The sequence below is a fragment of the Massilia sp. HP4 genome (assembly GCF_005222695.1).
Taxonomy (GTDB): Bacteria; Pseudomonadota; Gammaproteobacteria; order Burkholderiales; family Burkholderiaceae_D; genus Telluria.
Genome location: NZ_STGG01000057.1, coordinates 249,449 through 271,063 on the forward strand (window position 1 = coordinate 249,449; position 21,615 = coordinate 271,063).

The following is a 21,615-nucleotide window of genomic DNA, read 5'->3' on the forward strand; positions in this document are numbered from 1 at the left end:
TGTTGTCGCGACCGCCCGGCAGGCGCCGGACGGATCGCGGCTCGCCAGGAATCAGGCCGGCTCGGTGACGCGGACGGCGGCGATCTTCGCCGTGGCAGAACGCTCGTGCCGGATCAGAGCCACGGCGATGGTGGCGATGACGGCCGGGATCGAGATGGCCAGGAAGTTCTGCTGCAGCGGCAGCGACATGCCGACCAGGGTGCCGATCACGATCGGCGCCAGGATGGCGCCGCTGCGGCCCACGCCCGAGGCCCAGCCGATGCCGGTCGAGCGCACCGCGCTCGGATAGAACTGGCCGGCATAGGCATAGGTGACGATCTGGGTGCCGATGGTCGAGGCGCCGGCCAGGCCGACCACCAGGAACAGCAGGGAGCTCGGCATCGGATAGCCGAGCAGCGTGATCGACACGGCTGCCAGCGCATACATCCCCACCAGCACGTACTTGATGTGATAGCGGTCGGCCAGCCAGCCGCCGCCAACGGCGCCGATGACCGCGCCGAAGTTCAGCACCAGCACGAAGGTCAGCGCCGAACCGAGGCTGTAGCCGGCGCCCGCCATCAGCTTGGCCAGCCAGGAGCTGAGGGCATACACCATGAACAGGCACATGAAGAAGGCGATCCAGAACATGATGGTGCTCAAGCCCCGGCCTTCCTGGAACAGCTTGCCGATCGGCGCGCCGGTGGCGCGTTCGGTCACGGGAATCTGGAAGTCGTCCTCGAGGCCCGGACGGTAGCCGGGCTCCATGCGCGCCAGGATCGCCTTGAGTTCATCGATCCGCCCCTGCTTGATCAGGAACGGCATCGATTCGGGCATCGACTTCAGGATGAAGGGGATCAGCAGCACCGGCACGCCGGCGGCGAGAAACACCGATTGCCAGCCATGCTGCTCGATCAGCCCCTTGCCCAGCACCGCGGCCAGCATGCCGCCCACGGCATAGCCGCTGAACATCAGGGTCACCATCGTGGCGCGGATCTTGCGGGGCGAGTATTCGGTCATCTGGGCCACCACGTTCGGCATCACGCCGCCGATCCCGAGCCCGGCCAAAAAGCGCATCACGCTGAAGGTATACGGGTCGCTCGTCATGCCGGCGGCGGCAGTGAACACGCTGAACAGGAACAGGCAGATCACGATCGTCCAGCGCCGGCCGATGCGGTCGGCCAGGGTGCCCAGGAAGATGGCGCCGAACATCATCCCGAACAGCGCCGAGCTGACCATGAAGCCGGCATCCTGGGCGGTCACGCCCATCTCGCTCATGATCGACGGCAGGGCGATGCCCGCCACGGCCAGGTCGTAGCCGTCGCAGATGATGATGATCGCGCACCAGAGCAGGAGCGCAGTATGGAATCCGTTGAACCTGGCCGTGTCGGCCATCTTGTGTACGTCGATGTGTCGCATGATGTGTGTCTCCTTGATTGTCGATGTTGTGTCGCACATGCCTGCTTACTTCTGTTGGTCGGGGCCCTCCTTCCGCTTGCCATGCAGGAGCCACCAGGCAAGCATGCCGATGACGACGCCCCAGAACGCCGCGCCCAGGCCCAGGAAGCTCATGCCCGATGCGGTGGCCAGGAAGGCGATGATGGAAGCCTCGCGGTGGTCGTCGGCGGCGATCACGCCGGCCAGGTTGGCGCCGATGGGCCCCAGTAGCGCGAGACCCGCCAGCGTGGCGATCAGTTCGCGCGGGAGTGCGCTGAACAGCATCACGATCGATCCGCCGCACAGACCCGCGGCCAGGTAGAACACCCCATTGGCCAGGCCCGCGATATAGCGCCGGCGCGGATCCTCGTGGGCGTCGCGGCCGGTGCACATGGCGGCGGTGATGGCGGCGATGGCGATCGTGATGCCGCCGGTGAAGGCGACCGCCAGCGACACAAGGCTGTTGACGCCGATGATCGGGCGCGCCCCGGTGCGGTAGCCCGCGCCCGACAGCACCGCCATCCCCGGCAGGTATTGCCCGGTCAGCGTGACCAGCACCAGCGGCAGCGCCAGGCTGAAGGTGCTGGCCCACGACCATGCCGGCGCGATGAACTGCGGCGTGACCAGTTCCATCTCGATGCCCGAGAATGTGCTGGCGCCGCTCGCCAGCGCCAGCAGCACGCCGGCCACCAGCAGCAGCATGACGCTGTAGCGCGGCAGGATGCGCTTGAACACGAGGTAGGCGCCGATCATGCCGAAAGCAAGCAAGGGGAAGGTCGTGGTCGCGGCAAAGGCCTGCAGGCCGAACGGCAGCAGGATCCCGGCCATCATGCCGCTGGCGATGCCTTTCGGGACCCAGGCCATCACCCGCTCGAAGCTGCCCGACAGGCCGATCGCCAGCAGCACCGCGGCAGCGGTGATGTAGGCGCCCACCGCTTCACCCAGCGACAGCCCGGGAAACAGCGTGATCAGCAAGGCGGTGCCGGGCGCCGACCACGCGGTGATCACTGGCGCCCGCATGGCCCAGCTCAGGACGATGCCGGACACCGCCGCGCCGATCGAGATGCCCCATACCCAGGATGCGAACATGGCGTTGTCGACCTGGGCCGCCTGCGCCGCCTGGTAGAAGATGGCCAGCGGTCCGGTAAACGACACCAGCACGGCGAGAAAGCCGGCCGTGACCGCGGACGCCGACCAGTCCGCGGCCGGCGATCGGCCGCTGACTGGTCGGACCGGAGGCGCGTCGTGCCCGTCGCGCGCATGAGAGCGTTCCTGCATGGAGTGTCCCCTTTATTATTGTCAAAGCCTGCCCAGCGCAGGCCGGTACTGCCGGCCTCAGCCGCGCAGGAATGCCTGGACTGTTTCTGCGAACGGTTCCGGGGCTTCCAGGTTGGACAGGTGCGAGGCCGGCAGGCCGGCCAGCAGCGCGCCGGGAATGGCACGTTGCATGAAGCGCGCATCCTCGACCGTCGTCACCGGATCGAAGGTGCCGGCGATGATCAGGGTCGGGACCGGGATCCCGCCGATCGCTTCGCGCAGGTCGGTCGCGGCCAGCGCATCGCAGCAGGCCGCGTAGCCTTCGGGATCGGTGGCGCGCAAGGTGGCCTGCATGGCCCCCACCAGTTCCGCCTGGGCCGCCGCGAAGACCGGCGTGAACCAGCGTCCGGGGGAACCGGCGGCGATGTCTTCCATGCCGCCCGCGCGCACCGCTGCGGCGCGGGCGCGCCAGCCTTCGGCGCTGCCGATCCGCGCGGCGGTATTGGCCAGCACCAGGCGCTCCAGCCGCTCGGGCGCGTGCACGCCGAGCCACTGGCCGATCGCGCCGCCCATCGACAGTCCGATGAAGTGGGCACGCCCCACCCCGACCTTGTCGAGCAGCGCCAGCACGTCCTGGCCCAGCAAGTCCAGGGTATAGGGACCGGGCGGGCTGCTCGATGCGCCATGGCCGCGGGTGTCGTAGCGCAGCACGTGGAAGCGCTGCGCCAGGCCGTAGGCCAGGTCGTCCCACATGCTCATATCGGTGCCGAGGGAATTGGACAGCACCACCGTGGGCTTGGCCGGGTCGCCCTGGCAGCGGTAATGCAGCTGCGTGCCGTTGATGATCGCGGTCGCCATGCTCACCCCTGGTCGCCGCCGCTGACCGGCAGCACGCTGCCGGTGATGTAGGACGCTTCGTCAGAAGCCAGGAACAGGATGGCCGCGACCTGCTCGTCTATCGTGCCGTAGCGGTGCATCGGGCTCGAGGCCAGCGTCTGGTCGACGATGCCCTGGTACCACAGCTGCTCCTGCTCGCTGAGCGGCCTGGGATTGCGCGGGATGGCGCGCGGCGGCGCCTCGGTGCCGCCGGTGGCGACCGCGTTCACGCGGATGCCGTCGTGTGCGTGCTCCAGCGCCAGGCTCGCGGTCAGCGCGTTCACGCCGCCCTTGGCCGCCGAATACGGGATCCGGTAGATGCCGCGGGTGGCGATCGACGATACGTTGACGATGCTGCCCCTGCCCCGTTCGATCATCGCCGGCAGTACGGCGCGGCAGCACCACAGGGTCGGAAACAGCGAGCGGCGGATCTCGGCCTCGATCTGCTCTTCCTCGTAGGCCTCGTAGGGCTTGGCCCAGATGGTGCCACCGACGTTGTTGACCAATACATCGACCCGTCCGAAATCGCACAGGGCCGCCTCGACCAGGCGGCGCGCGCCGGCATAGGTCTCGAGATCGACCTTGGTCACCGTCACCTGCGCCTGCAGCTCGCGCGCCTCGGCAGCGACCTGGTCGACCAGGTCGCTGCGGTCGGCCAACACCAGCCGCGCGCCTTCGCGCGCCGCGCGCAGCGCCACGCCGCGTCCGATGCCCTGCGCAGCGCCGGTGATCACGACGACCTTGTCGCTGAAACGTTCACGGTTCGTCATCGTCCTAGGCTCCGCTGCTGGCCGAGAATTTCTCGAAATAGAAGTTGGATGGCTTGACACCGACGCCGTCCAGCCAGGTGCGCACCGCATCCACCATCGGCGGCGGGCCGCACAGGTAGAGGTCGACCTCGCCGTCGTTCATCCAGCCTGGCTCGACGTGGGCAGTCGCGTACCCCTTGCGCGGGTGGCCGCTCTCGGGCGCGGCCACGCAGGTCACGTAGCTGAACTGCGGGTGCGCCGCGGCGATGCGGTCGAGTTCCTCGATGCCGACCAGGTCGGCGTCGTTGGTCACCGCGTACACCAGGCGCACCGGATGCGCGAATCCCTGGGCCGCCAGCACCGACAGCATCGACAAGAAGGGTGCGATGCCGGTGCCGCCGGCCAGGAACAGGGCCGGCCGCTGCAGGGGCCGCAGGTAGAAGCTGCCGAACGGCCCGAGGAAGGTCATCGGGCTCCCGGCCTGCGCCTGCCCCGTCAGATAGCCGCTCATCTGCCCGCCCGGCACGTTGCGCACGACGAATTCGGCGCGCCGGCTGCCGGGGGCCGAGCTGAAGGAGTAGGAGCGGGTCAGCTCGGTGCCCGGGATACCCACATTGACGTACTGGCCCGGCAGGAAGCCCGGCGCGGCGTCATCGCCCAGGTCGATGCCGAAGCGGATGGTCGACGCCGACAGCTGCTCGACCGCGGCGATCTGGCCGTGGTAGCTGTGGGCGCCCGATTTGCAGGCCTCCGACGTCGCCAGGATCTTCACCACGCAGTCGGTGCTCGGTTTCATCTGGCAGGTGAGCACGAAACCGCGCGCTGCATCCTCGGGTTCGAGCGCATCCTCGATATAGCTCGAATCGGGCATGTCGTAGCTGCCCGATTCGCAATGCGCGCGGCAGGTGCCGCAGGCACCGTCGCGGCAATCGAGCGGAATATTGATCCGCTGGCGATAAGCGGCGTCGGCCAGCTTTTCATTGTCGTTGCACGAAATGAAACGGGTGATCCCGTCTTCGAACTGCAGGGCGATGTGATGGCTCATCGTCTGTCTCCTAACTCTTTGAAATGCTCAGATGTGGTACACGTCGATGACCTGGTGGATATAGTCGTTCTTGAGCACCACGTATTTGTCGAGAATGCGCGGCTGTCCGCCGCCGAACTCGATCACGTAGCGCGACATGCCGAAGAAACTGAAATCGGTCTTGTAGCGGTGGCTCAGCGTGTGCCAGTTGAAGCGCACCGTGACGCGGCTGCCTTCCTGCCGCTCGAGCTCGATGTTGGCGATGTTGTGGCTGGTGCGGGTGTCCGGCATGGTCGCGCTCGAGCGCTCGGTCTTGATCCGGAATACGCGGTCTTCCAGGCCGGCGCGGTTCGGATAGAAGATCAGCGAGATCTCGCGCTGCGGGTCGGTGACCAGCGTGTCGTCGTCGTCCCAGGCCGGCATCCAGAATTGCGCTTGCGGGTCGTAGCAGTCCAGCCATTCGTCCCATTGTTCGTCGTCCAGCAGCCGCGCTTCGCGGTACAAAAAGGCGGCGATGTCCGCCATGGCGATCGTGCTCATGCCGTCTCTCCCTTGGCGGCCAGGGCCTTCTGCATCACGTCCAGCCAGTAGCGGTGCTGGACCGTGTACAGGCCTTCGTCCTCGGTGCGCTTGCCGCTCAAGACCGGCGCCAGGCCGATTTCCTTCGCCGCTTCGTCAGGCCCCTGGATCCAGTGGGTGGCGCCGCGGCACATATCGTTCCAGGCCATCGCGCTGCCCGCATAGCCTTGCTGGCAGGCGCGAAATTCCTCCAGGTCGTCGGGCGTGGCCATGCCGCTGACGTTGAAGAAGTCCTCGTACTGGCGGATGCGGCGCGCACGTGCTTCGTCGGATTCGCCTTTCGGCGCGATGCAGTAGATCGTGACCTCGGTCTGGTCGACCGAGATCGGGCGCAGCAGGCGGATCTGCGATCCGAACTGGTCCATCAGGTAGACGTTCGGGTACAGGCACAGGTTGCGCGAGCGGCCCACCATCCAGTCGGCCACCGGCTTGCCGAATTTCTCGGTGTAGTCGGCGTGGCGCGGGTAGTTCGGACGGTCTTCCGGATTGGCCCATTGGGTCCACAGCAGCAGGTGGCCATGATCGAACGAGTAGAATCCGCCGCCCTGGCGGCCCCACTTGCCGGCATCCATTGCGCGGATGTTGTCTTCGCGCTGCGCTTGCTGCTCCTTGCGGCGGTTGGTGGTGGCCGCGTAGTTCCAGTGGACGGCGGACACGTGGTAGCCGTCGGCGCCGTTCTCGGCCTGCAGCTTCCAGTTACCGGCAAAGGTATAGGTCGAACTGCCACGCAGCACTTCCAGGCCGTCTGGCGACTGGTCGACGATCATGTCGATGATCTTGCCGGCCTCGCCCAGGAATTCCTCGAGCGGCAGCACGTCCGCATTCAAGCTGCCGAACAGGAAGCCGCGGTAATTGGCGAAGCGCGCCACTTTTTTCAGGTCGTGCGAGCCTTCCTTGTTGAAGCACTCCGGATAGCCGGCGTCTTCCGGGTCCTTCACCTTCAGCAGCTTGCCGCTGTTGTTGAAGGTCCAGCCATGGAACGGACAGGTATAGGTCGCCTTGTTGCCGCGCTTGTGGCGGCACAGCTGCGCGCCGCGGTGGCTGCAGGCATTGATGAAGGCATTCAGCTCGCCCTGGCGGTTGCGCGCGATGAAGACCGGCTGGCGCCCCATATGGGTCGTGTAGTAGTCGTTGTTGTTCGGGATCTGGCTCTCATGGGCCAGGTAGATCCAGTTACCCTCGAAGATGTGCTTCATCTCGAGTTCGAACAGCTCCGGGTCGGTGAAGGCGCTGCGGTGCAGGCGATGGTCGCCGCTGGCGTGGTCTTCGACCAGCAGCGCGGCCAGGTCCGCCGCGCTGCGGTTCGGCACAGGAATGATCGGGATCATGATGGCTTCCTCAGGCGGCGGCGCGCAGGCGTTCGACGTCGGCGCTCGGCGCCGCGGCGATGTCCTGGTGCAGGTGGAAATCGAAATCGATCGAGGCATACGGCTTGTCCACGCCCTTCTCCGCCAGCGCGGCGGCATCGCCGACGCGGACGATCGGCGGCACCAGGCCCTCGCGGCTGGCGAAGGCGAAGTCGTCCCACAGGTATTCGTCGCCATCGATATTGATCTGGGTGGTCAGCTTGCGCTGGCCCTCGGCGCTCACGAAAAAGTGGATGTGGGCCGGACGCTGGCCGTGGCGGCCCAGCAGGTCGAGCAGCTTCTGGGTGCTGCCGCAAGGCGGACAGCCGTAACCCTTGGGCATGATGGTGCGGAACCCGTAGCGGCCGTTATCGTCGGTGATGATCGTGCGGCGCAGGTTGAAGTGCGACTGGCTGGCGTCGAAGAACGAGTAGTTGCCCAGCAGGTTGGCGTGCCACACTTCGACCTTGGCGCCTGGCAGCGGCTTGCCTTGGGCGTCGAACACCGTGCCCTGCATGAAGACCACTTCGGCTTCTTCGCTCTCGCTGCCGTCGTCCAGGCGTGCGAAGCCGGTGCTCTCGGGGGCGCCGGCCACGTACAGCGGGCCTTCGATGGTGCGCGGGGTGCCGCCTTCGAGGCCGGCGCGCGCCTCGGCTTCGTCGGCGCGGATGTCCATGAAGCGTTCCAGGCCCAGGCCCGGTGTGAGCAGGCCCAGCTCGTTGGCCTTGCCGGCCGCGGTCAGGTATTCGAGGCCGGTCCAGAATTCGCTTGGCTGGATGTCGAGGTCTTCCATCGCCTTGCACAGGTCGCCGACCAGGCGCAGGACGATTTCCTGCACGCGGGGATTGGCCGGGCGGGTGGCCGAGTCGACGATCCAGCTTTTCACGAGTCGGTCGATGTCTTGGTGCGTCATGCTTGTCTCCTTGTGGTTGTGGGTGGCGCTCAACGGTCGTCGGCGCGGATCGAGGATGGGTGGCGGCACAGCGGGGTCACGGCGATCTGCATGTAGGGGAACAGCGGCAGCGACATCAAGAGCGCGTGCAGTTCGTCGTTGTCGGCCACGTCGAAAATGCTGACGTTGGCGTACTGGCCGGCCACGCGCCACAGGTGGCGCCATGTGCCCTGCTCTTGCAGGCGGCTGGCCAGGATTTTTTCGTCGGCCTTGAGCTTGTCGGCCTCCGGGGCCGGCATCGTGGTGGGAAGCTTCACTTCCATGGTGACGTGGAACAGCATGGGAATCTCCTTATGACTTGCGGCGCAGGTAGTGCAGTTTCTCGGTATCGATGCGCACGCCCAGGCCAGGGCCGGTCGGCACCTGCAATGTGAAATCCTGGTAGCGCAGCGGTTCCTGCAGCAGCTCTTCGGTGAGCAGCAAGGGGCCGAACAGTTCGGTGTCCCAGGACAGGTCGGTCCAGGTCGCGCACAGGTGGGCGGTGGCGGCGGTGCCGACGCCGCCTTCGAGCATGGTGCCGCCGTACAGGCCGATGCCGGCCAGCTGGGCCACGCTGGCGACCTGCTGGGCGGGGAACAGGCCGCCGCTCTGGGCGATCTTGACCGCGTAGACGTCGGCGCCGTCGGTGCGGGCGATATTGAAGGCATCCACCGGCCCGTGCAGGGCTTCGTCGGCCATCACCGCCACGTCGAAGCGGGCCGCAAGGCGGCGCAGCGCGGCGCGGTTGTCGGCGCGTACCGGCTGCTCGATCAGGTCGATGCCGCCCGCTTCGAGCGCGGCGATGCCGCGCACCGCCTCCAGTTCGGACCAGGCCTGGTTGACGTCGACCCGCACGCTGGCGCGCTCGCCCAGCGCCCGCTTGATCGCCAGCACGTGGTCCACGTCTTCCTTGATGCCGCGCGCGCCGATCTTGAGCTTGAAGATGCGGTGGCGCCGGATGTCGAGCATGTGCTCGGCCTCGGCGATGTCCTTGGCGGTGTCGCCGCTGGCCAGGGTCCAGGCCACCGGCAGCGCGTCGCGCACCCGGCCGCCGAGCAGTTCGCTGACCGGCACGCCCAGGCGCTGTCCCTGCGCGTCGAGCAGCGCGGTCTCGATCGCGCACTTGGCGAAGCGGTTGCCCTGGATGGTCTTGCGCAGCCGCGCCATGGCGCGCGCCGGGCTGTTGGCATCCATGCCCACCAGCAGCGGCGCGATATGGCGGTCGAGATTGGCCTTGATGCTGTCCGGGCTTTCTTCGCCGTAGTTCAGGCCGCCGATGGTGGTGGCTTCGCCCCAGCCCTCGATGCCGTCGTCGCAGCGGATGCGGACCAGCACCAGGGTCTGCGTGTGCATCGTCGCTACCGACAGCTTGTGGGGGCGGATGGTGGGGACGTCGACCAGGCTTGTTTCGATTTCGCGGATCATATTCGATTCGTATATTAGGTATGTGCGAATACGATATCCTTATAAAACATGGTGGTCCAACACCGATTTAGTATGATTTCAATACCCTGGAGGTATCATGGAGTTGCGTCATCTACGCTACTTCGTCGCTGTGGCCGACGAACGGAATTTCACGCGCGCCGCCGAGCGCTTGAACATCGCGCAGCCGCCGTTGAGCCGCCAGATCCAGCAACTGGAAGAAGAACTGGGCGTGGTGCTGATCGAAAAGGGATCGCGCCCGGTGCGCCTGACCGAGGCCGGCAAGTTCTTTCATGCGCATGCGCAGGAATTGCTGGAGCAGGCTGCCAACCTGAAGGCGATGACGCAGCGCGTCGGCAAGATCGACCGCAAGTTCGCGATCGGGTTCGTCGCCTCGACGCTGTATGGCCTGTTGCCCGAGATCGTGCGGCGCTTTCGCGCGCGCTACCAGACGCTGGACATCAGCTTTCATGAACTGGCCACGATCGAGCAGATCGAGGCGTTGAAGGATGGCCGGATCGATGTCGGCTTTGGCCGCCTGCGGACCGAGGATCACGCCATCCGGCGCATCCTGTTGCGCGAGGAACCGCTGATCGTGGCGCTGCCGGTCGGGCATCGTCTCGCAGAGGTGGACGGCCCAGTCAGGTTGGCGGACGTCAGCCAGGAGGCCCTGCTCGTGTATCCGAAGCAGCCGCGTCCCAGCTATGCCGATCAGGTGCTGGCGATTTTTCGCGAGCGCATGTTGCTGCCGCAAAAAGTGATCGAGGTGAGGGAACTCCAGATTGCAATCGGCCTGGTGGGCGCCGGACAGGGGGTGGCGATCGTGCCCAAGAGTCTGCAGGGGATGATCAGGACCGATGTGGTGTACAAGGCGCTGGATGAGCCGGGTGCGGTGTCGCCGATCATGTTCAGCGTGCGGCAGATGGATCGGTCGCCGGAGCTGACGAATATGCTCGAGGTGATTTATGAGATTTATGGGGAGATGGCGATTCCCCATACTAAGCAGCGGTTGTAACGCCTGGAGGTTCGTATTACGGGCTCAGAGCGTCTGAGAAAACCGTTGACATATCGCCAACAGATGGGTGAATAGGCAAGCGAAATGAACGCCTAGTGGATGCCTAGTCGCCACCCATGCCCGGCTGTCAGAACAGTTGTCAAGTCGCCTAATGAGTACATTATACCGGGGACTGGCGAGAGACCTCGTGTGAGACAGTACAGAGCAGAACGAAAGAAAGCGCTCTTAGGGCAGACGGTGCCGCCAAAAAACCGGTTGGTATCCGAACTGGCCCCGGGAGAGCGGAAGCAAGGAGCAGACGTTTTGAAGTTGGCGCGGTCAACTTTGTAGTGCATGGTGCTGGCTCTAACTTGGATAAGCCCGTAGCCCAGCACCCCGAATGCTAGGCCGCACACCGATAACGACATTCTTAACCATTATCTATCTTATAGAGTGCAGTGGGATGTTGCGATCGCGATGCCAGAGTCTTTTTTGCAGACCATCACGCTTGGGTGTGATCGACTATCACAGAGCATTTCTGACCATGCCTTGTGCCTCTCGCATCCGTCCATGTCTTTGAACCTTGCACTAACAAAGCAATTTGACTCCGCAGTGCCACAAATGACGTATCGGACAGGTGTCGTGTCTTTGGCGCTTGCAATGTCGACGTCACTATCAGAACATCCTACTATTGGCAGCAACATTACCAAGATCAACCGAACTTTCATTTTCCCTAATCAGATAATTAAAAATAATAACACCAATAGTGAACTCTTAATCAATATCAGGCCTGTTTTACCTGTCTTGCTGAAGGCAGTTTCCTGAAAACCAAAGATTCTCTTCGAACTGGAATTTTATCGTCCCCCCATCATCTGGCAAGAACGAGAAATACACCTTGTTGTCCATTCTTTTAAGCCAAAAACCTTTCCACGATTTCCCTGTCTCAGCCTTAGCTTCGAATTCACGGCCAGCGAAGCGGACCGTTGACACGTCGCCCGAGGTGTTATACACGACCATATAGCTCACGCCAGACCGAATAATCCTTTTGTCAAAGGTCTCGATATTGCCGTGACACGTTAGTTCTTTTTCCCCTGCCGGTGCCTCAATCGCGAGGACGCTTGACATGACGAAAGCACCCACAATAATTATCAGTTTAGAAAAATTCAAGCTTAGATACTCGGTATGTGCTTTACGATTCTCTGGCTGAGTCGCAGCCACGGGGCACTGTCGCTTTTTTAGCCGATTGAAAAAAGTCTATACTCCAATACCTGGCCCCGCGTCGAGCGCACTATAGGCAAGTATAATGGGTGACGACCCGGACCAGAAAATTTCAGAAATCCATGCAGCAAAATCGTATCATATCACTTGATATGTCCAATATATTTTAGCGGGCGCTTATGCGAGATTTTATCTCCAACCAGAGGTCGCCTGCGTACTCGACAATTTTTCCGCCGACGAAAATGTCATGGTTGTCAAAACTGAGAATTGCTCGCACAGGGGCTATGGGGTCTACCGCCTCGCACATGACCATGTAGGTAGGAGCGCCCCCTGGACCAGCTTCACGTGTTCCTGGCGTTCCTGCCAGCCGAGATTATCCTCTTTATCAGCAAAAAACCTGCGTGCAGTTAGCCTCATGCACCACGAGTTTTCACATTTAATTTTCTCGTCTTGCCACACGCGAAGAAACACTGCTCCGTCTATTTTCCGTACCGCTCCCCATGACCACCTAGCATTTCTTAACGGTGCATGCAGATGTACTCGAAAAAACTCTTCGATCATCGGTTAGTTCCCCATTCTATTTTGTGCTCGCCGGAAGGGCCAGACTGGCTGCCAATTTTTTCTATCAACGTCTGCCTCCCATCAGAAGCGAGCCTTAATCGTCGTACGATGTGGACATGCTAGCTCTATAGCGATTTCCTTTTGGTAGCTACCTCATGCCATTCCGGTGCTCGGTAGGTAGGTGAATCTCTTTGAATTAAATCTTCGTATGAAGACTTTTCAAGATTGATCTTAATCTGTGATCTAATCAAATCGAATTGTGAACCTGTCCACATCAGCGATGTTCGGATTAGGAGTTTTAGGTTAGCGTAGTTGGGTTGCTCTAGCGTTTGGCCTATCAGCCCAAGGCAAATTATGCCTTCTACCTTCTGGTCCTTGGTGCCATCATTGATTCCAGCGCATGGAAGTGCCTGTGACCAAGCGTTTTCGTCATGAACAATGAATTTGTGGCGAAGGTTCTTGAAGTATTCAAACGCCATCGTCGCCTCTGGCGGATGGCCTTTCAAGATTTTCTTTTCAGGTAGTGACGAGCGCGAAGCTGAGCTACCAAAACACTTCATCACATGAACTATCGCCGACCGCCACAGGCCTTCTCGAATTGTGGGTGGATCAGCGGGCACAAGATTGATCGCATCCAAACAATCATCCGCGAAGTGAAGGTCGGCTTGGTGCAATGTAAGGTCCGCTAGTTGACGAGCCAATGGCCCTTCTAAGCCAATTATTTTTACGACGTCGGGTAACCCATAAAGAGCTAGGCTCTCACCCTCTCGCGTAAGGTATGGTTCCATAGTTAATATTAAATAAGGCTGGGCATGACCCTTGATGTTGAGGGGCTTAAACGAGTAAAAAAGGAAAATTATTTATAGCCAACGCTGCCATTTCCGTTTCACATGCGAACAAAAGGATTGGGCATCTTGGTTGCATTTTACCTACGGATGCGTAGCCTTTAGTGCAGATTCGCTAGTCTCAAAATAACGCTGACATAGGGGTCACCGGGAATTGCTTCGGCACCCGGTCGGAACAAGTGGCGATGATGAGCCCAGAGTGGCAATCATAATTCTGCGCCTAATTCACCCGCCACGCAGCAACTTTAGCTACCGATTATGCATCAATCCCCTGCTCACATTGACAGCGGCCACTATTAGCCGATTGCTCAAGGTGGGCACAGCGCCGTGTCGTCAGATGTTACGTTCAGACAATTAGGAAACTTTGTCAGGCGTTCTCAACCCCTTATCCGCGCCACCAGCTTGGTCGTCGACCGGTCATGCTCGAAATCGATCGCCACCGCCCTACCCCCATAGGCCAGCACCGCCTGCCCTTCCGGAATCTGGTCCATCACATAATCGCCACCCTTGGCATAGATATCGGGCCGTCCTTCCTGCACCACTTCCAGCGCCGTATCCTCGTCGAACTCGACCACAAGGCTCACCGATTCCAGCGCCGCCAATACCGCCATGCGGTCAGCCAATGTGTTATGCGGACGGTCATCCCCTTTACCGAGCCGCTTGACCGATGCATCAGTATTCGCCGCCACGACAAGCGACGCCCCAAGCTCGCGCGCCTGCGCCAGATAAGTCACGTGCCCCCGATGCAGAATGTCAAACACCCCATTGGTCAGCACGACCGGTTTCGGCAGTGCGGCGATACGCGCAGCCAGGTCGGCGCGCGTGCAAATCTTGTTTTCAAATGCAGGCATGAATATGGAATAAGCGTTTAATAAAGCAACAGTCAGTGTTTCGGAGGTTCTTCGTCAGGCTCTTCCTCGATCGCCATCGACAGCTCGGCCGGCCGAACCGCGGCGCCGGCGCCCGGCTCGCGCCGCTCGCCCGACAACTTGATCTGCAGGCGCAGGCCGTTGGCCGAATCGGCATTGCGGATCGCCTCGTCGTAGCTGATCAAGCCCTTGTTATACAGCTCGAACAAGGCCTGGTCGAAGGTGCACATGCCGAGCTCGCGCGACTTGTGCATGATCTCCTTGATGTTCTGGAAGTTCCCCTTGAGGATCATCTCGCCGATGGTCGGCGTGTTCAGCAGGATCTCGATGGCCGCCTTGCGGCCCTTGCCATCCTCGGTGCGCACCAGGCGCTGCGACACGATAGCGCGCAGGTTCGACGACAGATCCATCAACAGCTGATTCCGCCGCTCTTCCGGGAAGAAGTTGATGATCCGGTCCATTGTCTGGTTGGCATTGTTCGCATGCAGCGTGCCCAGGCACAGGTGACCGGTCTCGGCGAAGGCGATCGCGTGTTCCATGGTCTCGGTATCGCGAATCTCGCCGATCAGGATCACGTCCGGCGCCTGGCGCAGCGTGTTCTTCAGCGCGTGATGCCACGACAGCGTGTCGACGCCGACTTCACGGTGAGTGACCAGCGACTGCTTGTTCTTGTGGACGTACTCCACCGGATCTTCCACCGTGATGATATGGCCGGCCGAATTGCTGTTGCGGTAGTCGATCATCGCCGCCAGCGTGGTCGACTTGCCGGAACCGGTGCCGCCCACCACCAGCACCAGGCCGCGCTTGGTCATCACGACATCCTTCAGTACCTCGGGCAGGTCGAGCTTTTCAAAGTTGGGAATCTCGGAGGCGATCGTGCGCACCACCATGCCCACGCTCTGCTGCTGCACATAGACATTGACGCGAAAGCGGCACACGCCCGGCAGCGAGATTGCGAAATTGCACTCCATCTCGGTCTCGAACTCGGCGCGCTGGCGCTCGTTCATGATCGACAGCGCCAGCGCGCGCGTGACTTCGCCCGACAGGCGCTGCTGGCTGAGCGGCTTCATCGCCCCTTGGTGCTTGATGCTTGGCGGAAAGTCCGCCGAGATGAAGAGATCGGAGCCGCCCTGATGGTGCATCACCGTCAGGAGCTTGTGGATATAGGCCTGGGCTTCCGCCGGGCCGAACGTCGAAGACATGCGGGCCTTTCAAAAAATGCAGGCTTGTAGCCTCCGAAGCAATTATATCGACTATGATTCTCGTTAAACTATTATTTCATGGCCAAAACGGGTTTGCCGCCCCGGTCCGCCGTCCGGGCGCGACCTCGCGTGCCTACCCGAGACACATAACATGACACTGACCGAGCTGAAATACATTGTCGCCGTTGCGCGCGCCAAACACTTCGGCCATGCCGCCGAGGCCTGCTTCGTGGCCCAGCCTACCCTGTCCGTCGCCATCAAGAAGCTCGAGGACGAGCTGGGTGTGACCCTGTTCGAGCGCGGCGGCTCCGAAGTCTCGGTGACACCGCTGGGCGCCCAGATCGTGGCCCAGGCCGAGCGCGTGCTCGAACAGACGGCCGCCATCAAGGAGCTGGCCAAGCAGAACAAGGATCCGCTGGCCGGCCCGCTGCGCCTGGGCGTGATCTATACCATCGGGCCCTACCTGCTGCCGCCGCTGGTCAAGAACCTGATCGACACCGTGCCGCAGATGCCGCTGGTGCTGCAAGAGAACTACACGCACAAACTGCTGGAACTGCTGCGCCAGGGCGAACTGGACGCCGCCATCATGGCGCTGCCGCTGCCCGATCACGGCATGTCGGTGCAGCCGCTGTACGACGAGCCCTTTGTCGTGGCCATGCCGCGCAACCATCCCTGGGCGGGCCGCAAGGAGATCTCGGCCGAAGACCTGAAAAGCGAGACCATGCTGCTGCTGGGCGCCGGCCACTGCTTCCGTGACCAGGTGCTCGAAGTGTGTCCGGAAATGGCGCGCTTCTCGGCGCCGATGGCGGGCAACGGCATGCAGCGTACCTTCGAAGGCTCGTCGCTCGAGACCATCCGACACATGGTCGCCAGCGGCATCGGCCTGACGGTGCTGCCGCGCGCGTCGGTGGCCGATATGCGCGACCCCAACGGCCTGCTGAGCTATGTGCCCTTCTTGCCACCGGCGCCCTCGCGCCGCGTGGTGATCGCCTGGCGCAAGAGCTTCACCCGCCGCGCCGCGATCGAGGCGGTGGTGCGGGCGGTGGGCGAGTGCCAGCTGCCGGGCGTCGAGATGGTCACGCTGGAGGCGGCGGCGTAGGCTTGTCGAGCAGGACCAGGCCGGCCTCGTCCTGCGTCCCATCGCCCTCCTTGCGCTCCTTGCGCTCGTCCGCTCCGGCCAGGGCCTCCTTCGCCGCGGCCAGCTGCCCGGGCGAGAACAGGATTTTCCGGGTCGGGAAGGCCAGGCTGACACCGGCCGCTTCGAGCCGTTCGTAGACCGTCAGCAGCAGGCTTTCGCGGATGATGACCTGGGTGTCGAATTCGCTCACGTTGATGTACGACCAGACGTCGATGCTGAAGCCCCGGTCACTGATGGCGCCCAACCTTGCGCGGTGTCCTTCGGCCAGGTTTTTCTCTTCGGTCAGCACCTGGCGCACGATCTCGATCGCCTCCTTCAGCTTGGCCGACGAGGTTTCCGGCTCGACCACGAAGGACGGGTTGAACAGGAAGCGGTCGCGCGCCGCGAAGTTCTCGATCTGGCGCGCCGACAGGTCGCCGTTGGGGATGGTGACGACGGTGCGTTCGCCGGTGCGGATACGGGTCGAGCGGATGCCCACGTCTTCCACCGTGCCGACCACGTCGCCGACCTTGATGAAGTCGCCCACCTGCAGCGGCTTGTCGGCGATCACGGTGACGCTGCCCACCAGGTTTTCCACCGTCTTCTGGGCGCCCAGCGCCAGCGCGATACCACCGATACCCAGCGCCGCGATTCCGGTGGTGACGTCGATGCCGAAGGTGCCGAGGATGGCGATGCCCGAGAAGATCAGCAGCAGGACCTTGGCGGCGCGGCGCGCCAGCGTGATGACCGCCACCACCTGGCGCCGCTGGCTGCGCTGCATGCGCGCGGTGGCCAGCTCGGCGAGCGCGTCGATCAGCCGCAGGCCGAACCAGACCAGCGCAATGACGGAAACGATGTCGGTATAGCGCAGCAGGGTCGTGCGCGCGACGATCGACACCGGCAGCTCTTCGGCCCAATTGTAGAACAGGCCGACCGCGATCAGGAGGCTGGCCGGCGGCAGCGCCGCTTCCATGAAGCGCACCAGGCCGTTGGCGCCCGCGTCGGGCACCAGCCTGCGCATGGCGGCGACGATCAGGGCCGCCACCATCCACAGCCCGCCAAACAGCAGCACGCCGAGCCCGACCAGCATCGCCCAGTCCTTGAGCGGCGCGCCGGCGACGACGAACTCATTCTTGTCGGGCTCCTGCACCACCGGCTCCTGGCGGGCCGCCTGAGCGACCTGGTCGATCGTCTCGCGCGACACACGCCAGACCTGGTGGTCGCCGTCCTGGCCGCGCACCAGCAGGATCGGCACCTTCTTGTCCTGGATGGTCAGGACGCCGACATTTTCCTGCTCGGTTGGCAGGTCGTCATCGATCCTGCCGATCGCGTCGTTCGACAGCGCGACGAACGGGGACAGCGAGCCGCCGTTATCCAGCAGCGCGTGGAAGTTGCGCGCCTGGGAGATGGCGTTGGTGCGCTGGCGGTTGCTCACGGCGGGCACGTCAAGGTATTGGGCGGCGCGATCGTAATCGGGTTCGGCCAGGGCGGAGATCAGGCCCGACACCATCGAGCGCGGCGTCTCGCGCTTGAGCGGATCGGGAATGACTTCCTCGGCGGGCGCCGCTTCCTCGGCCTGGCCAGCGGCGAAGGCGTGAGGGGACAGTGGCGCCGCCAGGGCAATCAACAGCAGCAATAGAAAACGGAAGTGAAAACGCATAAGCAAGTCGACTCCTCTGACTGGGCATCTGGCTGATGCGGAAATGATGATGGCTCAAAATGAAAACGGACATCCCATGTCCGCTTTCGGTCAGTCTAGCATCCGGCCGAGGCCGCCCCTCGCACTATTGCCCGGCTTCCACATTCCGCTTCTACGCTTATTTCACCGCCAACCCCGTCCAATGGGCGGCAAACGCCCATTTGTCGGTCATCTCCGCGATGGCCTTGGTGGTTGGCTTGCCGGCGCCGTGGCCGGCCTGGGTCTCGATGCGCGCCAGTTGCGGACGCGGTCCGGCGTCAATGTGCTGGAGCGCCGCGATGTACTTGAAGCTGTGGGCCGGCACGACCCGCTCGTCGGTATCGGCGGTGGTGACCAGGATGGCCGGATAAGCCTTGCCGGCAGCCACATTGTGGTAGGGCGAATAGGCGAGCAGCTGCTGGAATTGCGCTTCGATGGCCGGGTCGCCAAACTCCCCCATCCACAGGCGCCCGCCCGTGAAACGGTCGAAGCGCAGCATGTCCATCACGCCGACGCCGGGCAAGGCGGCCGCGAACAGGTCCGGCCTCTGGTTGACGACCACGCCCACCAGCAGGCCGCCGCCGGATTCGCCGTGCACGGCCAGGCCGTTTTCGGTCACGATGCGCTGCGCATGCAGGTACTCGGCGGCGGCGACGAAGTCGTCGTAGCTCGCCTGTTTCCGGTCCCGCTGCGCGGCTGCGTGCCAGGCCTTGCCGTACTCGCCGCCGCCGCGGATGTTCGCGATCGCCACGATGCCGCCCTGCTCGATCCAGGCCAGCAGGCTCGGTTCGTAGTACGAAATCATGCTGATGCCGAAGGCGCCGTAGCCGTGCAGCAGGGTGGGCGCCGGGCCGGTGACGTCGCTGCGCCGGATGAGGAACATCGGCACCCGCGTGCCGTCCTGCGACAGATAGAAGCGCTGCTCGACCACGATGCGTTCCAGGTCCGCATCCACGGTTGGCGCGGCCCATACGGTGGACGCGTTCGCGGCCACGTCGTAGCAGTGGATCGTGGTCGGCGCATTGAAGCTGGTGAACACGAAGAAGGCTTCGTTGCTGCCGGCATGTCCCTGGAAGCCGCCCGCGCTGCCGATGCCCGGCAGCGGGACCACGCCATCCGGCTTGCCGTCGAGCGTAAAGCGCCGCAACTGGCTTTTCACGTCGACCAGGTAGGTGCCGATCAGGCGGCCGCCGACCAGGCGCGCGTCACCCAGTACGGCGCTGTCTTCAGGGACCAGTTCGCGCGGCGTCGCCCCCGGGTCGGCCAGGTCGAGCGTCGCGATCCGGCGCCGCTCGGCGCGGTCGCTGGTGAGCAGGTACAAGGTGTTGCCGGTGTCGCCGACCGGCGACCATTCGGCATCGAAATGATCGACCACGGTGCGCGCCTCCCAGCGCGCGTCATGGAGATCGATCACGACCAGGTTGTTGGCCTGGATGCCGGGCGTGGACGTGATCAGGGCGTAACGTCCGCTACTGGTCACCTCGATGAAGTGCAGCAGCTCGGGCCGGTGCGGCGTGGCATACAGCAGCCGGTCGTCTTCTTGCGGCGTGCCCAGTACGTGGAAATAGACCGCGTGGTTGGCCAGCGCGGCGTCGCCCGCCCCTTCGGGGTAGCGCGTATAGAAGAAGCCCGATCCATCGGCGGCCCAGGCGATGGTCGTGAACCGGGCCCAGGAAAGCGCGTCGTCGCGGACCGTGCCGGTGGCGACGTCGACGACCCTGATGGTGCGCCAGTCGGCGCCGTCTTGCTGCACGGCGTAGGCGAGCAACGCGCCGTCCCGGGACGGCTCCCATTCGGCCAGGGCCACGGTGCCATGCTCGGACCAGGTGTTGGGGTCGATCAGCACCCGGTCAGGGCCGTCGACGCTGTTGCGCACCAGCAGCGTGGCCTGGTTTTCCAGGCCCGGGTTGCGGGTGTAGAAATAGCGTCCACCCCGCTCGCGCGGGATGGTGAATTTTTCGTGATCCTGCAGCGCCTTCAAGCGCGTGCGGAACACGTCGCGGCCCGGCAGGCTCGCCAGGCAGGCGTTCGTCACGGCGTTCTGGGCCGCGACCCAGTCCGCGACTTCGCTGTCGCTGCGCGCGTCGGCTTCCAGCCAGCGATAGGGGTCGGCGACCTGGTGGCCGAACATGGTCTCGACGACGTCGACGCGACGGGTGGCGGGATAGACGGCTGGTGTCATATCGGTTTTCCTTTCAGCGGATGACCGGATCGCCGATCGGCAGGGTGCTGGCCACGCGGATGGCGCGGGCCAGGCGGTCGATCACGTCCTGGATGGTGAAGGCCTGGCGGTCCCGCACGGCGGCGATGCTGATGGTTTCGTCGACCACGCGGATCGCGGCCATGACGGTCGCCGCGCAGAGCCGCACCTCGACATCCTTCGGCGAGCGTTCCAGGCGCTCGGCCACGATGCCACGCAGCGCATCCTCGGCGCGCTGCGCCGACATCAACCAGGCGCAGCGCAGGTCCGGCTCGTCCGGCAGCATGGCGAGCAGGCGCACGGCCAGCACGTCGTCGGCCAGGTCTTGTTGCGAACGCTCTTCGTCCCCCAGGCTGGCCTGCAGCCAGTCCTCGATCGAGGTAGCGCGCGGCCAGTTGCGCAGCAGCGCGATGAAGCGCAGCGAGGTGGCATCGAACAGCGGCTCGACGCAGCTTTCCTTGTTGCGGAAGTAGCGCCACACCGTGCGCTTGGACAGCTTCGCCGCCGCGGCGATATCGTCGCCGCTGGTGGCCGCGACACCGCGTTCCACGAACAGCCTGGCCGCGTGGCGGGATACGTCGAGTCTCGCTTCGTCTGGCGGGATACCCATGATGTCGAGCCCTTGTCACTAAGTGACGTTTACTATGTCACTAAGTGACAGTCATGTCAAACACGCGGCAAGAACTAAAAAGCCGGCTTGCGCCGGCTTCGGGTCGATTGCAGGAAGACTCAGTCGCGCTTGCGGCGGCGCGCCAGCAGCAGGCCTGCCAGCAGCGGCAGCACCATGGCCACCGTCGACGGTTCCGGCACCTGGGCCACGATCGAGAAGGTGTCGCCCGCCGACAGGCCGCTGGTGTCGAGCAGCCAGTCGCTGCGGCCACCGTCCCCGTTCGGATTGCCGAACAGGATATCGGCCGTCTCACCGTTGGCGAACTTGATGACCGCCTGGTTGCTCGTATGGCTGGCCTGGGCGCCCGAGAACGAGGACACGCTGCCCGCCGCGGCGTAGCTGATGCCCTGCAAGCTAAAGCTGAGCTGGTTCAGCGACAGCCCCACCAGGTTGCGGATGATGGCGTTGAAGCTCAGTGGGCCGGCCAGGTCGGCTTCTTCCAGCACGAAGTTCAGCGTAGTGCCGCTGAAGTTGTGCAGGTCGAGGTCGAACGACACTACGCCGGCGGCGCTATAGTCGGTCACGACGTTGGCGCCGTTGCTGCTGCCCGTCAGGATGACGGCGCTGGCGGTGCCCGAGAAGGCCAGCGCGCTCATGGCGATGGCGGCGGCGACGACGAATTTATGCGTGTTCATGGTTGGATTCCTCGATGGATGAAGTGGCG

The 21,615-nt window shown here is 63.6% G+C and carries 18 protein-coding genes; 2 read left to right on the top strand and 16 right to left on the bottom strand.

Going from position 1 to position 21,615, the window contains the following annotated elements; genetic code table 11:
* Positions 1-51 precede the first annotated feature (51 nt).
* The 10 genes from E8M83_RS21915 to E8M83_RS21960 are packed head-to-tail and all read right to left on the bottom strand — an operon-like array spanning position 52 to position 9,600.
* Positions 52-1,395 carry an aromatic acid/H+ symport family MFS transporter gene (locus E8M83_RS21915; protein ID WP_137175464.1) on the bottom strand — a complete coding sequence of 448 codons (1,344 nt, stop codon included), beginning with the start codon at positions 1,393-1,395 and terminating at the stop codon, positions 52-54.
* 45 nt (positions 1,396-1,440) lie between these two features.
* Entirely contained in the window at positions 1,441-2,691 is a 1,251-nt protein-coding gene (locus E8M83_RS21920) for a benzoate/H(+) symporter BenE family transporter (protein WP_137175465.1), read from the bottom strand.
* Between the two features lie 57 nt (positions 2,692-2,748).
* Entirely contained in the window at positions 2,749-3,528 is a 780-nt protein-coding gene (pcaD, locus tag E8M83_RS21925; protein WP_137175466.1) for a 3-oxoadipate enol-lactonase, read from the bottom strand.
* A gap of 2 nt (positions 3,529-3,530) precedes the next feature.
* Positions 3,531-4,316 (bottom strand): 1,6-dihydroxycyclohexa-2,4-diene-1-carboxylate dehydrogenase, encoded by a 786-nt coding sequence (locus E8M83_RS21930; RefSeq protein ID WP_137175467.1) that lies wholly within the window; start codon positions 4,314-4,316, stop codon positions 3,531-3,533.
* A 4-nt stretch (positions 4,317-4,320) separates the two neighbouring features.
* A complete protein-coding gene (gene benC / locus E8M83_RS21935; protein WP_137175468.1) occupies positions 4,321-5,340 on the bottom strand; it encodes a benzoate 1,2-dioxygenase electron transfer component BenC in 1,020 nt (339 codons plus the stop codon).
* A 27-nt stretch (positions 5,341-5,367) separates the two neighbouring features.
* Positions 5,368-5,859: a benzoate 1,2-dioxygenase small subunit gene (gene benB / locus E8M83_RS21940; RefSeq protein ID WP_137175469.1), complete on the bottom strand. Its 492-nt coding sequence runs from the start codon at positions 5,857-5,859 to the stop codon at positions 5,368-5,370.
* Positions 5,856-7,226: a benzoate 1,2-dioxygenase large subunit gene (gene benA, locus E8M83_RS21945; protein ID WP_137175470.1), complete on the bottom strand. Its 1,371-nt coding sequence runs from the start codon at positions 7,224-7,226 to the stop codon at positions 5,856-5,858. Before benA ends, benB begins: the two co-directional genes overlap by 4 nt.
* A 10-nt stretch (positions 7,227-7,236) precedes the next feature.
* Entirely contained in the window at positions 7,237-8,157 is a 921-nt protein-coding gene (catA, locus tag E8M83_RS21950) for a catechol 1,2-dioxygenase (RefSeq protein WP_137175471.1), read from the bottom strand.
* 29 nt (positions 8,158-8,186) lie between these two features.
* Positions 8,187-8,477: a muconolactone Delta-isomerase gene (gene catC, locus E8M83_RS21955; RefSeq protein WP_137175472.1), complete on the bottom strand. Its 291-nt coding sequence runs from the start codon at positions 8,475-8,477 to the stop codon at positions 8,187-8,189.
* A 10-nt stretch (positions 8,478-8,487) separates the two neighbouring features.
* Complete coding sequence (locus E8M83_RS21960; protein ID WP_137175473.1) at positions 8,488-9,600, bottom strand: muconate/chloromuconate family cycloisomerase; 1,113 nt, start codon at positions 9,598-9,600, stop codon at positions 8,488-8,490.
* Positions 9,601-9,697: 97 nt separating this feature from the next.
* Between E8M83_RS21960 and E8M83_RS21965 the strand changes: the two genes are divergently transcribed.
* The gene (locus E8M83_RS21965) at positions 9,698-10,612 is read left to right on the top strand and encodes a LysR family transcriptional regulator (protein WP_137175474.1); all 915 of its coding nucleotides are present in this window, start codon (positions 9,698-9,700) and stop codon (positions 10,610-10,612) included.
* A 2,980-nt stretch (positions 10,613-13,592) separates the two neighbouring features.
* Here the strand turns inward: E8M83_RS21965 and rfaE2 are convergent.
* A complete protein-coding gene (gene rfaE2, locus E8M83_RS21970) occupies positions 13,593-14,066 on the bottom strand; it encodes a D-glycero-beta-D-manno-heptose 1-phosphate adenylyltransferase (RefSeq protein WP_137175475.1) in 474 nt (157 codons plus the stop codon).
* Positions 14,067-14,098: 32 nt separating this feature from the next.
* Positions 14,099-15,286: a PilT/PilU family type 4a pilus ATPase gene (locus E8M83_RS21975; RefSeq protein ID WP_137175476.1), complete on the bottom strand. Its 1,188-nt coding sequence runs from the start codon at positions 15,284-15,286 to the stop codon at positions 14,099-14,101.
* 151 nt (positions 15,287-15,437) lie between these two features.
* Here E8M83_RS21975 and E8M83_RS21980 point away from each other — a divergent pair, with 151 nt between their 5' ends.
* The gene (locus tag E8M83_RS21980; protein WP_137175477.1) at positions 15,438-16,385 is read left to right on the top strand and encodes a hydrogen peroxide-inducible genes activator; all 948 of its coding nucleotides are present in this window, start codon (positions 15,438-15,440) and stop codon (positions 16,383-16,385) included.
* Here E8M83_RS21980 and E8M83_RS21985 read toward each other — a convergent pair.
* The 4 genes from E8M83_RS21985 to E8M83_RS22000 form a co-directional block, all read right to left on the bottom strand.
* Entirely contained in the window at positions 16,363-18,063 is a 1,701-nt protein-coding gene (locus E8M83_RS21985; RefSeq protein WP_137175478.1) for a mechanosensitive ion channel family protein, read from the bottom strand. The two genes, E8M83_RS21980 and E8M83_RS21985, sit on opposite strands and share 23 nt — an antisense overlap.
* 157 nt (positions 18,064-18,220) lie before the next feature.
* Positions 18,221-20,263, bottom strand: coding sequence for a prolyl oligopeptidase family protein (locus tag E8M83_RS21990; protein WP_137175479.1), 2,043 nt, complete (start codon positions 20,261-20,263; stop codon positions 18,221-18,223).
* 13 nt (positions 20,264-20,276) lie between these two features.
* On the bottom strand, positions 20,277-20,891 hold the full coding sequence (locus E8M83_RS26595; protein ID WP_137175480.1) for a TetR/AcrR family transcriptional regulator: 615 nt from the start codon (positions 20,889-20,891) through the stop codon (positions 20,277-20,279).
* A 119-nt stretch (positions 20,892-21,010) separates the two neighbouring features.
* Entirely contained in the window at positions 21,011-21,586 is a 576-nt protein-coding gene (locus E8M83_RS22000; protein ID WP_137175481.1) for a PEP-CTERM sorting domain-containing protein, read from the bottom strand.
* Positions 21,587-21,615 lie beyond the last annotated feature (29 nt).

What these genes read in the sequence shown, in the direction of transcription:
- E8M83_RS21930 (WP_137175467.1), bottom strand. Translation starts at nt 4,316, where the DNA reads ATGACGAACCGTGAACGTTTCAGCGACAAGGTCGTCGTGATCACCGGC.
- E8M83_RS21980 (WP_137175477.1), top strand. Translation starts at nt 15,438, where the DNA reads ATGACACTGACCGAGCTGAAATACATTGTCGCCGTTGCGCGCGCCAAA.
- benB (WP_137175469.1), bottom strand. Translation starts at nt 5,859, where the DNA reads ATGAGCACGATCGCCATGGCGGACATCGCCGCCTTTTTGTACCGCGAA.
- benC (WP_137175468.1), bottom strand. Translation starts at nt 5,340, where the DNA reads ATGAGCCATCACATCGCCCTGCAGTTCGAAGACGGGATCACCCGTTTC.
- E8M83_RS21960 (WP_137175473.1), bottom strand. Translation starts at nt 9,600, where the DNA reads ATGATCCGCGAAATCGAAACAAGCCTGGTCGACGTCCCCACCATCCGC.
- E8M83_RS21985 (WP_137175478.1), bottom strand. Translation starts at nt 18,063, where the DNA reads ATGCGTTTTCACTTCCGTTTTCTATTGCTGCTGTTGATTGCCCTGGCG.
- pcaD (WP_137175466.1), bottom strand. Translation starts at nt 3,528, where the DNA reads ATGGCGACCGCGATCATCAACGGCACGCAGCTGCATTACCGCTGCCAG.
- E8M83_RS26595 (WP_137175480.1), bottom strand. Translation starts at nt 20,891, where the DNA reads ATGGGTATCCCGCCAGACGAAGCGAGACTCGACGTATCCCGCCACGCG.
- catC (WP_137175472.1), bottom strand. Translation starts at nt 8,477, where the DNA reads ATGCTGTTCCACGTCACCATGGAAGTGAAGCTTCCCACCACGATGCCG.
- E8M83_RS21990 (WP_137175479.1), bottom strand. Translation starts at nt 20,263, where the DNA reads ATGACACCAGCCGTCTATCCCGCCACCCGTCGCGTCGACGTCGTCGAG.
- E8M83_RS21915 (WP_137175464.1), bottom strand. Translation starts at nt 1,395, where the DNA reads ATGCGACACATCGACGTACACAAGATGGCCGACACGGCCAGGTTCAAC.
- benA (WP_137175470.1), bottom strand. Translation starts at nt 7,226, where the DNA reads ATGATCCCGATCATTCCTGTGCCGAACCGCAGCGCGGCGGACCTGGCC.
- E8M83_RS21920 (WP_137175465.1), bottom strand. Translation starts at nt 2,691, where the DNA reads ATGCAGGAACGCTCTCATGCGCGCGACGGGCACGACGCGCCTCCGGTC.
- catA (WP_137175471.1), bottom strand. Translation starts at nt 8,157, where the DNA reads ATGACGCACCAAGACATCGACCGACTCGTGAAAAGCTGGATCGTCGAC.
- E8M83_RS21975 (WP_137175476.1), bottom strand. Translation starts at nt 15,286, where the DNA reads ATGTCTTCGACGTTCGGCCCGGCGGAAGCCCAGGCCTATATCCACAAG.
- E8M83_RS22000 (WP_137175481.1), bottom strand. Translation starts at nt 21,586, where the DNA reads ATGAACACGCATAAATTCGTCGTCGCCGCCGCCATCGCCATGAGCGCG.
- rfaE2 (WP_137175475.1), bottom strand. Translation starts at nt 14,066, where the DNA reads ATGCCTGCATTTGAAAACAAGATTTGCACGCGCGCCGACCTGGCTGCG.
- E8M83_RS21965 (WP_137175474.1), top strand. Translation starts at nt 9,698, where the DNA reads ATGGAGTTGCGTCATCTACGCTACTTCGTCGCTGTGGCCGACGAACGG.